This is a genomic window from Macrococcus carouselicus (assembly GCF_004359515.1).
GTDB lineage: Bacteria > Bacillota > Bacilli > Staphylococcales > Staphylococcaceae > Macrococcus > Macrococcus carouselicus.
The window spans coordinates 201,905-214,305 of sequence record NZ_SCWD01000001.1; the positions used below are offsets into that span (position 1 = coordinate 201,905).

Annotated in this window: 12 protein-coding genes; 9 read left to right on the forward strand and 3 right to left on the reverse strand. The window is 44.7% G+C overall.

Annotation, left to right across the window (positions count from 1 at the left end; genetic code table 11):
• Positions 1–32 precede the first annotated feature (32 nt).
• Positions 33–224 (reverse strand): YjzD family protein, encoded by a 192-nt coding sequence (locus ERX40_RS01070; RefSeq protein ID WP_133416649.1) that lies wholly within the window; start codon positions 222–224, stop codon positions 33–35.
• An 83-nt stretch (positions 225–307) separates the two neighbouring features.
• Between ERX40_RS01070 and ERX40_RS01075 the strand changes: the two genes are divergently transcribed.
• From ERX40_RS01075 to fabF, 3 genes are all read left to right on the forward strand, one after another.
• Positions 308–1,300: a BMP family ABC transporter substrate-binding protein gene (locus ERX40_RS01075; protein ID WP_133416650.1), complete on the forward strand. Its 993-nt coding sequence runs from the start codon at positions 308–310 to the stop codon at positions 1,298–1,300.
• Between the two features lie 67 nt (positions 1,301–1,367).
• Positions 1,368–2,309: a beta-ketoacyl-ACP synthase III gene (locus ERX40_RS01080; protein ID WP_133416651.1), complete on the forward strand. Its 942-nt coding sequence runs from the start codon at positions 1,368–1,370 to the stop codon at positions 2,307–2,309.
• Positions 2,310–2,318: 9 nt separating this feature from the next.
• Entirely contained in the window at positions 2,319–3,557 is a 1,239-nt protein-coding gene (gene fabF, locus ERX40_RS01085) for a beta-ketoacyl-ACP synthase II (protein ID WP_133416652.1), read from the forward strand.
• Positions 3,558–3,599: 42 nt separating this feature from the next.
• Here fabF and ERX40_RS01090 read toward each other — a convergent pair whose 3' ends face one another.
• Complete coding sequence (locus tag ERX40_RS01090; protein WP_133416653.1) at positions 3,600–3,971, reverse strand: DUF3899 domain-containing protein; 372 nt, start codon at positions 3,969–3,971, stop codon at positions 3,600–3,602.
• A gap of 482 nt (positions 3,972–4,453) precedes the next feature.
• Between ERX40_RS01090 and opp3b the strand changes: the two genes are divergently transcribed.
• From opp3b to ERX40_RS01115, 5 genes are all read left to right on the forward strand, one after another.
• Positions 4,454–5,380 carry an oligopeptide ABC transporter permease gene (gene opp3b / locus ERX40_RS01095; RefSeq protein ID WP_133416654.1) on the forward strand — a complete coding sequence of 309 codons (927 nt, stop codon included), beginning with the start codon at positions 4,454–4,456 and terminating at the stop codon, positions 5,378–5,380.
• On the forward strand, positions 5,380–6,432 hold the full coding sequence (gene opp3C, locus ERX40_RS01100) for an oligopeptide ABC transporter permease (protein ID WP_133416655.1): 1,053 nt from the start codon (positions 5,380–5,382) through the stop codon (positions 6,430–6,432). The genes opp3b and opp3C overlap by 1 nt, the downstream gene beginning before the upstream one ends.
• 17 nt (positions 6,433–6,449) lie before the next feature.
• A complete protein-coding gene (locus ERX40_RS01105; RefSeq protein ID WP_133416656.1) occupies positions 6,450–7,523 on the forward strand; it encodes an ABC transporter ATP-binding protein in 1,074 nt (357 codons plus the stop codon).
• A 137-nt stretch (positions 7,524–7,660) separates the two neighbouring features.
• Positions 7,661–8,683, forward strand: a complete 1,023-nt coding sequence (locus ERX40_RS01110; protein WP_133417570.1) for an ABC transporter ATP-binding protein — start codon at positions 7,661–7,663, stop codon at positions 8,681–8,683.
• Positions 8,684–8,928: 245 nt separating this feature from the next.
• Positions 8,929–10,599, forward strand: coding sequence for a peptide ABC transporter substrate-binding protein (locus tag ERX40_RS01115; protein WP_133416657.1), 1,671 nt, complete (start codon positions 8,929–8,931; stop codon positions 10,597–10,599).
• Between the two features lie 89 nt (positions 10,600–10,688).
• Here ERX40_RS01115 and trpS read toward each other — a convergent pair whose 3' ends face one another.
• The gene (gene trpS / locus ERX40_RS01120) at positions 10,689–11,681 is read right to left on the reverse strand and encodes a tryptophan--tRNA ligase (protein ID WP_133416658.1); all 993 of its coding nucleotides are present in this window, start codon (positions 11,679–11,681) and stop codon (positions 10,689–10,691) included.
• Positions 11,682–11,955: 274 nt separating this feature from the next.
• Here trpS and spxA point away from each other — a divergent pair, with 274 nt between their 5' ends.
• On the forward strand, positions 11,956–12,351 hold the full coding sequence (gene spxA, locus ERX40_RS01125) for a transcriptional regulator SpxA (RefSeq protein WP_133416659.1): 396 nt from the start codon (positions 11,956–11,958) through the stop codon (positions 12,349–12,351).
• The last annotated feature ends 50 nt before the right edge of the window (positions 12,352–12,401 follow it).

Here is a 12,401-nt window from a genome sequence, read left to right on the forward strand (position 1 = left end):
AAAAACACGGTAGCGGAAGGCTACCGTGTTTTTTAATGATGGTCAGTCGGAACCGGGTCATCAGGAATGAGCGCTGAGATGATGAGTGCAAGCATACCGAACACAACAGCCATGATGTTCGCTGTCATCAGGTTAAGGTCAGTGCCGCCGCCTAAACTCATCAGAACGAAGTTGATCATATGGACGAGGATAAATGCCCATACAAAGGTCATAATATAATGCATGTAATAATCCCCCAATAATTGATATACTGTTCATTATAGAAGAGTTGATAAAAAAAGTATACCCTTACATGAAGAGGTGAGATATGAAAAAATTGAGTCTAGTCGCTGCACTTATTCTGCTGGTGCTGGCTGGCGTGTTTTTTATGAACAGACCCCGACATGAACTGACCAGTATCGGTTTCCTTTTTCCTGATTCGATGTATGATCAGACCTGGGGGACTGAGGGCTACAAAGGCATGCTGGATATTGCCCAGACCTATGACACAGCCTTTTTCTACGAGCAGAATATCAATACGGAGAAAGATATGAAGACAGCAGTCAAAAAGATGGCCGACCGCAATGTACAGCTGCTGGTCGGACAGGGTGCTGAATTCTCAGATGTCTTCAATGAGATAGCCCCTCAGTATCCCCATATTGAGTTTGTCATCTTTAACGGTGAATCAAGGGCAAAGAATGTCACGATCATCAAGATAGACGCCTATTCCATGGGCTACTTCAGCGGAATGGCAGCTGCCCGCGCCTCTGAGACAGGACATATCGGTATCATCGGCTCGTTCCCGACGCAGCCGGAGATCAGAGGATTTATTGACGGTGCGCGTTTCACCAGTAAAGACATCAGTATTCATCAGCAGTATGTCAGAACCTTCAGCTATGACAGCAGAGGACCTGATATGGCGGAAGATATGATCAGCAAGAAAAAAGTGGATGTCCTCTTCCCGGCAGGTGATGGCATCAATGCAGATATCATGTCATATGCCAGGGACAATGACATCAATGTCACCGGCTTTATCAGTGACCAGAGCAATTACGGTCCGCAGGTGCTGATCTCGACGGAGGTCAAGATTGCTGATGCTTATCTGAAAGTGGCGGACCTTTTTACTGAAGGAAAACTGAAAGGCGGCACGATTCGCTGGGGCGTCAAGGAAGAGCTGCTTGGCATGGGTAAATTATCGAACAGACTGGACGCGGCCTTCAGAGAGAAGCTGACTCAGGACTTCAAGACCTATAAGGAGACGAACCGTCTGCCGAACGGGGAGTTCCCACCCCGAAAATATGATGCATACCATCAAGATTGAAAAGAATGCCCATTTATGATAAATTAGTACCTGGTTATAATAATAGGTTATAAGAAGGTGTAAGCTTTTGAATATAGGAATCAGAGGAATCGGCGGCTATGTGCCGGAAAAGCGCATGACGAACAAGGATTTTGAAGCCTTTCTGGAGACTTCAGATGAATGGATAACAAAAATGACAGGAATAAAGGAACGGCGCTTCGCAGCGGATGACCAGGATACAAGTGACCTTGCATTCATAGCGGCGGAACGGGCAATAAAGGATTCAGGACTCAGAAAAGAGGATATCGATATGATTCTGGTCGCGACTGCGACAGGTGACCATAAGTTCCCATCAGTGGCCTGTCAGCTGCAGGAACGTCTCGGACTCAGAAACATTCCGGCGATGGATCAGCTGGCTGCCTGCACAGGGTTCATCTATTCTATGGTCACTGCACAGCAGTTCATCCTGACAGGCGCCTGCCGCCATGTGCTGGTCATCGGGGCAGAGAAGCTGACGAAGATAGCGGACATGACAGATCGCAATACAGCGATACTGTTCGGAGACGGCGCAGCAGCTGTTGTACTTGGTGAAGTGACGGAGGGACATGGTATCATGGATTATCAGCTGGGCAGCGATGGTTCTGGAGGCCAGTATCTGTTCGACCGCAAGGCGGACCAGCTGCTCGCGATGAATGGGCGCGAAGTCTTCAAGTTCGCGGTACGTATTATGGGGGATATGGCTGCTAAGACAGTGGAAGAAGCGGGACTTAGAGCCGAAGATATCGATATGTTCATCCCGCATCAGGCCAACATACGGATTATGGAGTCATCACGCCAGAGACTGGGTATTGATAAGGATAAAATGAGCGTGACAGTGGACCGCTACGGCAATACATCAGCAGCATCGATCCCTCTTTCTCTGCTTCATGAAATTGACAAAGGCACGGTCACGGACGGCAGTAAAATTGTACTCGTAGGATTCGGTGGGGGACTGACGTACGGAGCTATTACACTTATTTACGGAAAATAGGAGGATAATATGAAGAGAAGAGTAGTCATTACAGGTATAGGTGCATTAAGTCCGCTCGGAAATGATGCGGCGACAACTTATGAAAATGCGATAAAAGGGGTAAATGGCATTGATTACATCACACGACTTGATGTCACAGATTTCAGTGTCAAAATCGCAGGCGAGCTGAAGAACTTTGATATTGAAGAGCATATGCCGAAGAAAGAAGCGCGTAAGATGGACCGTTTCACGCAGTATGGCATCGTTGCGGCACGTGAAGCACTGAAGGACAGCAGACTTGAGATTACAGATGACAACAGCGACCGCGTCGGTGTCTGGGTAGGGTCGGGTATCGGCGGCATGGAATCATTTGAGAACGCCTATGATCAGATGCTGAAACGTGGACCTAACCGTATCAGTCCGTTCTTCGTACCGATGCTGATTCCTGACATGGCGTCCGGACAGATTTCAATCGACCTTGGTGCTAAAGGACCGAACGGCTGTACAGTGACTGCTTGTGCAACGGGAACGAACAGCATCGGCGACGCATTCCGTATCATCCAGTACGGCGACGCTGATGTCATGATCGCCGGTGGAGCAGAGGCACCGATCACGAAGATGGGGATTGCAGGCTTTATCGCCAATAAAGCATTATCAACAAACAATAATCCGGATGACGCATGTCGTCCATTCCAGGAAGGCCGCGATGGTTTCATCATGGGTGAAGGAGCCGGTGTCGTTATCCTGGAGGAACTTGAACACGCCCTGAGCCGCGGTGCCCATATCTACGCAGAAGTTGTAGGCTATGGTAACAACGGTGACGCGCATCATATCACCGCACCCGCGCCTGAAGGGGAAGGGGGTGCCCGTACGATGAGAATGGCACTGAAAGATGCCGGTATCACACCGGATCAGGTTCAGTATCTGAACGCGCACGGTACAAGCACACCGATCGGGGACCTGTATGAGACAATGGCAATCAAGTCCGTATTCGGTGCAAGTGCCAAAGGCCTGAAGATCTCGTCAACAAAATCAATGACAGGGCATCTGCTCGGTGCGACTGGAGCTATCGAAGCGATTCTGACAGCACTTGCCATTGAAAAAGGAACAGTGCCACCTACAATCCACCAGCACACACCGGATCCGGAATGCGATCTTGACTATATTCCGAATGAGGCAATAGAGCTGGATATTGAATACGCGCTTTCCAACAGCCTGGGCTTCGGTGGACATAACGCCGTCCTCGTCCTGAAGAAATATCAAGCTTAAAATACACAAACCGATTCTCTGACTGTCAGAGAATCGGTTTTTTTATTTGAGTAAATAAGAAAGGATTAAAGCAGTGACCACGCACACGAGTGAAGTCATGATAAGGGGAAGCGTAATCGTATATCGTTCATTCCGGATTCTTACTTCACGACGCGTATAAAGTTCATCATCTGCCATCGTCTCCCTGATGCGTTTCGGCGCCATGACATAATTAAACCGTCTGAATGAATGGCCCATGATACTGAAAGCACCGTCTGAAAAGAGAAGGAGCAGTAAGCCTGCACAGAGCAGAAAAAGTGAAGACATAAACAGCGCATCCAGAAAATGTAGCACTGAAAAACCAGTCACGAATAAAGTGAGCGTACTGATGATCAGTATAAGGGCTAGGACACTGCCATAAATTTTACCACGCATATTAAAACCTCCTGAAGAATGACTCGACCTTATTGTACAGTAAAATAAGTCTGCTGTATAACAGATAAATATTTACTCATTTTTCTATAAGAAAACCGACTGAATGACTCGATTTTAGTGAACTGAAATATAATAAAAAACACATTTTATGAATAATTATCAATACAACAACGCTTTAACGCAATAAAAAAAGGATAATATTATACATATTTATAAGAATTCTGAATAAAAAATGTATTGCAAAAAGTAAGAATTTATCTTTATAATTGTCCTAAGGCTTTTTGCAAGATCAAGTTCAGCAAGAAATAGATCATCGGTTTTCGAGTGTCATATAACAAAGTGGGGATATCGCAGCCAGATTTGTCAGAATAATTATTTTATTTTCTGCTTAAATACTGAAAGTTGTATGAATTTTGTAAAAATTTAGTTATGATGTTGTTAAGGTTAAGTGGCGTTTAAAGTTAAAGAGGAGGAAAAATTTTATGTTGAAGTTTATTCTAAAAAGGTTGGGCTACATGATCATCACGTTGCTGATTGTTACGACAGCAACATTCTTCTTGATGAAACTGATGCCAGGTTCGCCTTATAATGATGAAAAATTATCTGCTGAGCAAAAAGCAATCGTCAATGAGAAATATGGTTTGAATGACCCGGTGGGTGTGCAGTACATCAATTATATGAAGAACGTCGCTCAAGGGGATTTCGGTAACTCATTCCAGTATGATAACCGCGGCGTTACGGGATTAATTCTTCCACGACTAGGCCCTTCTGCTGAAATCGGTACTTATGCGCTTATCTTCGGTACGCTCGTTGGTATCATCCTCGGTATCATCGCAGCCGTCAGACAGAATACATGGGTTGATTATTTAGCGACTGTTTTCTCTGTAATCGCTATCTCGGTCCCTTCATTCGTACTGGCAGCACTTTTACAATATTACTTCACTGTTCAGTGGCAGCTTCTTCCGACAGCAGGCTGGGAAGATATCACATACGCGATTCTGCCGGCACTTGCATTATCAGCAGGGGTCATCGCTACTATTGCCCGTTATATCCGCTCTGAAATGATTGAAGTGTTAAGTTCAGACTATATCACGCTCGCTAAAGCAAAGGGGAACTCCACAAGCAAAGTATTATTCGGCCATGCACTCAGAAATGCATTGATTCCGATCATCACCTTAATCGGCCCGATGGCGGTCGGTATCCTGACAGGTGCCTTAACCATTGAAACCATCTTCGCAATTCCTGGACTCGGTGAACAGTTCGTTCGTTCTATCCAGCAGAATGACTATCCAGTTATCATGGCGTTAACCATCATGATCAGTTTCCTGTTCATCTTAGTATTATTCATTGTAGATATTTTATACGGTATTATCGATCCGCGTATCCGTGTTCAAGGAGGTAAAGATTAATGGTAAACGAAAGAGAAACATACACACATGCTGATTTAGACCAGGAATTATCGACGAATCGTTCACAGCCGTTTCGGCTTGCAAACCGCGATGAGATTTTCGAGGAGAAAATCGAACGTAAAAGCAGAACATTCTGGCAGGATGCCTGGTTACAGCTGAAAAGTAACAAAGCGGCTATTCTCGGTTTAATCGGACTGATTCTCTTAGTGCTGATGGCTTTGATCGGACCTTTAGTCAGTGGTCATACTTTCAGAGAGCAGAACCTCGAACATGCGAACGTACCGCCTAAGATCGGTGCTTTAAAAGATATCAGTTTCCTGCCTTTTGATGGGGTGGATAAAAATGGCTATGATGCCTATAAAGAGCAGAATATCAAGACGAACTACTGGTTCGGCACAGATTCTCTCGGACGTGATTTGTTCACGCGGGTCTGGAAAGGGACGCAGACTTCTATCCTGATCGGTCTAATCGCTGCCTTGCTTGATGTGATCTTCGGTATCACGTATGGTGCGATTTCCGGCTTCTTCGGTGGCTGGGTGGATACCTTGATGCAGCGTATCATTGAAGTCATCGCTTCTATTCCTAACTTAATCGTCATGATTCTTTTTGTGGTCTTCTTCGGACCAAGTATCACTACTATTATCCTTGCGATGTCACTGACAGGCTGGATCGGGATGAGTCGTATCGTCCGAGGTCAGTTCCTGAAACTGAAATCCCAGGAATACGTCATGGCCTCCAAGACGCTCGGTGCGACAAACTGGAGTCTGATCTTCAAGCATATCTTACCGAATACATTAGGGCCTATCATCGTTACAGCGATGTTCTCAGTACCAAGTGCGATTTTCTTCGAAGCCTTCTTGAGCTTTATCGGTTTAGGTGCACCGGCACCAGCCGCTTCTCTTGGTACACTCGTCAATGATGGCCGTAAAATGCTTCTGATTAATCCTTACCAGATGTTTATTCCATCTGCAGTACTCAGCTTGCTGATTCTTTGCTTCTACTTATTCGGTGATGGTGTACGTGATGCCTTCGATCCGAAAATGCGTAAATAATAAAGGAGGAAATATTAATGGCACAAAGAATTCTTGAAGTGAGAAACCTGAAAGTTTCCTTCGACATCCATGCAGGAGAAGTGCAGGCCGTTCGCGGTGTAGACTTTCATTTAGACAAAGCGGAGACTCTCGCCATCGTTGGCGAATCAGGGTCAGGTAAATCAGTGACGACAAAAGCGATCATGCGCCTGTTACCGACGCCACCGAGTCGTATCAAAGAAGGAGAGATTCTCTTTGACGGTAAAGATCTGGCAAAAATTTCTGAGAAGGAAATGCAGAAAGTCCGCGGTAAAGATATTTCAATGATCTTCCAGGATCCGATGACTTCACTGAATCCGACGATGAAAATCGGTAAGCAGGTCATGGAACCGCTGATCAAGCACCAGAAGCTGTCGAAAGCAGATGCGAAGGCACGGGCGCTTGATATTCTGAAACTGGTAGGACTGCCGAATGCGGAAGGCCGCTTCAATAACTACCCTCACCAGTTCTCAGGGGGGCAGCGTCAACGTATCGTCATTGCGACGGCACTTGCCTGTGATCCGAAAGTCCTGATTGCCGATGAGCCGACGACAGCGCTCGATGTGACGATTCAGGCCCAGATCCTGGAGCTGATGAAAGATCTGCAGAAGAAGATTGATACGTCCATCATCTTCATCACCCACGATTTAGGTGTAGTCGCGAACGTTGCTGACCGTGTAGCCGTTATGTATGGTGGACAGATTGTGGAGACAGGCACAGTGGATGAAATCTTCTATGACCCAAAGCATCCTTATACATGGGGGCTTCTATCATCGATGCCGAGTCTTGATACATCACAGGATATGGAACTGAGAGCGATTCCAGGTACACCGCCTGACCTTATCAAACCGCCGGTAGGTGATGCGTTCGCCCGTCGTTCTGATTATGCACTGCAGATTGATTTCGAACAGGAGCCACCTTGGTACCAGGTATCTCAGACTCATTTCGTCAAATCATGGCTGATGGATCCCAAGGCACCGAAAGTAGAGCCGCCTGATATGGTTAAACTGAAGCAGAAAGATCTCCCTGGTCAGTTTGATCAGCCGAGACAAGTAGAGGGGGTAAGCTTCTAATGCGTGAAGAACTTAACAGAGATAAACATCCCGATTCTTTTGAAGAGCATACGATTGAAGAGGGTCCATTAATCGTTGACGATTCTCAGATCACAGAGACAACAGATCAGTATACTGAGAACGAATTAGGCCGTACGATGCTGACTGATGAAGAAATCCGTCAGCTGGGTTATACGACATTCTATGGTGACGGCAAGGAGAAGCTGATTGAAGTCCGAAATTTAAAGCAATACTTCAATGTCGGTAAACCGAATGAAGTAAAGGCGATTGATGATATGTCATTTGACATCTATAAAGGCGAGACGTTAGGACTTGTAGGTGAATCAGGTTGCGGTAAATCAACAACCGGCCGTTCGCTGATCAAGCTTTACAATGCAACAGACGGTAAAGTCTACTTTGAAGGTACTGATATCCAGTCGATTAAACGCAAGAAAGATCTACTGAAATTCAACCGACGTATGCAGATGATCTTCCAGGATCCATATGCGTCACTTAATCCGCGTCTGAAAGTCATGGATATTATTGCTGAGGGGATTGATATCCATAACCTTGCGGCAAATAAACAAGACCGCGCCAACCGTGTATACGAATTACTCGAAACAGTCGGTCTGAACCGAGAACATGCCAACCGTTATCCACATGAATTCTCAGGGGGTCAGCGTCAGCGTATCGGTATCGCCCGTGCTCTGGCCGTTGAACCTGACTTCATCATCGCGGATGAGCCGATCTCAGCACTCGATGTATCAATTCAGGCACAGGTTGTTAACTTGATGCAGAAACTGCAGAAAGAACGCGGTATCACTTTCCTCTTCATTGCGCATGATTTATCGATGGTTAAATATATCTCAGACCGCATTGGTGTCATGTATTTCGGTAAGCTCGTTGAAATAGGACCTGCTGATTCCATCTACAACAATCCACTGCATGAGTATACGAAATCCTTACTTTCCGCGATTCCATTACCGGATCCTGAAAGCGAAAGAACACGTGTCCGCCGTACTTATAATCCGGATGTCCATGCCTATTCTGCAGACGATGTACTGCAGCTGCGTGAAGTGGCACCTGACCACTTCGTCTACTGTTCGCCTGCTGAGTATCAACAGCATAAAGCGAATTATAATCACCGGGCTAACCAGCCATCTGTAGCGGCACAATTATAGAATGAAACCATATCCAGCAGGATATGGTTTTCTCATAAGCGATTATTCTTGTTGCTGTATAATGAGTGTCATATAACCGTTTTCCTAGTAATAACAAACTATTTTACTGAATGAATATAAATTTTAAATTATTCCAAAAAATTTTAAAAAAGTATTGCAACATCCACATTAGTAAAATATAATTAATACAAATCTTCTGAAAATTTAAACAGATTGATTTTCACTAAACAATAGGGGGCAAATTCATGAAGAAACAGAGTTCATTATTCCTGGCATCACTTATCGCAGTATCAGGTTTCACAGCAGCTTGTTCATCAGGCGGCGGGGATAATAAGGATGCAGGCTCAAGCGCCGATTCAAAAAGCGGATCAGGCGGCGGCGAGAAACAGGTATTAAACTTACTTGAAGGTTCAGATATTCCATCTCTTGACTCAGCTCTTGCAACTGACCAAGTATCATTCAACGTCTTCAACCAGGTCTTCGAAGGCCTGTATACACTCGATAAAGATGACAAAGCAATCCCGGGTGTAGCTGAAGGGAATCCGGAAAAATCAGAAGACGGTAAAACATGGACGATCAAGTTACGTGAAGATGCTAAATGGTCTAACGGTGACCCAGTCACTGCGAAGGACTTCGAATACGCTTGGAAACGTGCGTTAGATCCTAAGACGGGTTCAGAATATGCATATATCATGTATGATCTGAAAAATGCAGAAGCTGTCAATGCTGGAAAGATGAAGCCTGATGAGTTAGGCGTCAAAGCAATTGATGACCACACACTTGAAGTTCAGCTGGAAACAAACGTACCATACTTCCAGGAATTACTGGCATTCGGTACTTTCTTACCACAGAATGAAAAGTTTGTTAAAGAAAAAGGCGAAAAATACGGTACGACTAAAGATAATACAGTCTATAATGGTCCTTTCGTCTTGAATGAATGGAAAACTGAAGAGAAATTCCAGTTAATGCCGAACAAAGAATACTGGGATAAAGATAAAGTCAAACTTGAAGAAGTTAACTACACAATCGTTAAAGACCAGCAGACGGGTCTCAACCTTTACACAACAGGTAAAGTGGACCGTGTCGGCTTGACGGCTGAGCAGGTATCTAAATACAAGAAAGATCCTGACTTCCAGACTGAATTACAGTCTTCTGTATACTTCATCCGTATGAACCAGAAGAATAAAGATCTACAGAACAAAAACTTACGCCTTGCTTTAGCGAAATCAATCGATAAAGAAAAGTATGTTAAAACATTACTGAACAATGGTTCAGAAGCCACTGACAGTCTGACTCCGAAGGAATTCCTTAAAAATGAAGCGGGCGAAGACTTCCACGAAGGTATCAAATCTCCGCTGAAGTACGATAAAGCTGAAGCGAAAAAAGCTTACGATGCAGCTAAGAAAGAACTCGGTAAAGATAAATTTGATATCGAGTTATTAACATACGATGCAGATACTTCTAAGAAAGATGCTGAGTACTTCAAGGAACAGATTGAAACGAACCTGCCAGGTGTTAACATCAAAATCAAGCAGCAGCCATTCAAACAGAAACTTGATTTAGAGTCCAAAGGTAACTACGATATCTCATTCGCAGGCTGGGGTCCTGACTATCCGGATGCAATGACATTCCTTGATATGTTCGTGACTGACGGACCACATAACCAGATGAACTACTCTAACAAAGAGTACGACAAAATGATCAAAGATGCTAAAACGACGTTACTTGATGACACTGAAAAACGCTGGAATACAATGCAGGATGCTGAGAACTTATTCTTGGAAGATGCGGCGATTATCCCGATGTATCAACGTGGATCAGCTCGTTTAGTACAACCTTACGTTAAAAATTATGTCACTCACAAATTCTCAGGCGACACAACGCTTAAAGAAACTTACATTGAAGGTAAAAAATAATACTTAAAAAGGAGCAATCAGCTGATTGCTCCTTTACTATTTGTCACGGTTCCGGACTCAATCCGACAAGAACCGTGACTTTTCTCATCTTACTTACGTTTGCGGCCGAGGCCCATGGCGTTTTCCATTTTCTTCAGCATTCTGTTCGCCTTATGGTTCGCTTTTTCTGCACCACGGTCGAGTATTGCATCCAGCTCATCTGATTCCATATAATGATGATATTTATCCTGGAACTGGGTGATGAACGCAGATACCACCTCAGCAAGGTCTGCTTTGAAGTCACCGTAGCCTTTACCTTCGTACTTCGTTTCTAGTGCTTCGATTGTTTCACCGCTGAAGATGGAGTAGATGGTCAGCAGGTTGGAGACACCGGGTTTGTTCTCTTTATCGAATCTGACGACGCCGTCTGAATCGGTCACGGCACTCTTGATTTTCTTTGCGACAGTTGCAGGTGGATCAAGTAATGAGATGAAGCCCTTCGTGTTGCTGTCAGATTTACTCATCTTCTTCGTCGGTTCCTGCAGGCTCATGACGCGGCCGCCGACTTTCGGCATGCGGACTTCCGGCATCGTGAAGATGTCGTTATAGCGCGTGTTGAAGCGTTCTGCAAGGTCCCGTGTCAGCTCCAGGTGCTGCTTCTGATCTTCACCGACCGGTACAATCTTGGTCCCGTATAACAGAATATCTGCTGCCATCAGCGGCGGATAGGTCAGGAGGCCGGCCGGGATACCGTCTTTACGGTTTTTCGCTTTGTCTTTGAACTGTGTCATGCGTTCCAGTTCGCCGATTGTCGCAATGGAAGTCAGCATCCATCCCGCCTGTGCGTGCGCCGGTACTTCCGACTGGATGAAGAGGGTTGATTTCTCCGGATCGATGCCGCTCGCAAGATACAGTGCTGCCAGTGAGCGGATGTTCTGCCGTAATTTCATTCTGTCCTGAGGGACTGTGATCGCATGCTGATCGACGATACAGAAGTAACAGTCGTAGTCATTCTGAATGTCAGCGAACTGTTTCAGCGCGCCGATGTAATTTCCGATCGTCGGTACGCCGCTTGGCTGTATACCAGAAAATAAAGTTTCCATAAGAAAGTCTCCTTTTAGTGCGTTTTGTTTATTGTACCTTATTTGACGGTCAGGTTAAATATGACGACTTTAAGAAAACTTTCTGAAAATGAAAAGTAATTTGTTTTTTCTCATTTAATTTTCATTTTCCTACATTATAATAAAGTCATAGGGTCAGAGATGGAATTCCTGTTTGAGGTTTAACGAATGGACAGCAGGGAATAGAGAACTATTCAAGCCATCACTGATTTGATTTAACTTAATTCAAAAATAAAATATTAGGAGTGTGAGATGTATGGTAACATTATTTACTTCACCTAGTTGCACATCTTGCCGTAAAGCGAAAGCATGGTTACAAGAACATGATATTCCGTATACGGAGCGCAATATTTTCTCAGACAATTTATCAATCGATGAAATAAAAGCTATTTTACGTATGACAGAGGATGGAACAGATGAAATCATCTCTACCCGTTCTAAAACATTCCAGAAATTAAACGTGGATATCGATGCAATGCCGCTGCAGGAACTGTATCAGATTATTCAGGACAATCCCGGTTTACTTCGTCGCCCGATTATTTTAGACGAGAAGCGTCTGCAGGTCGGTTATAATGAAGATGAGATCCGTCGTTTCCTGCCGCGTAAAGTTCGTACATTTCAGCTGCTTGAAGCGCAGCGGATGGTTGACTAAGCTACCTTTTAAGGTAGCTTTTTTCAATCATATTGTTAGTCTTTTACGGG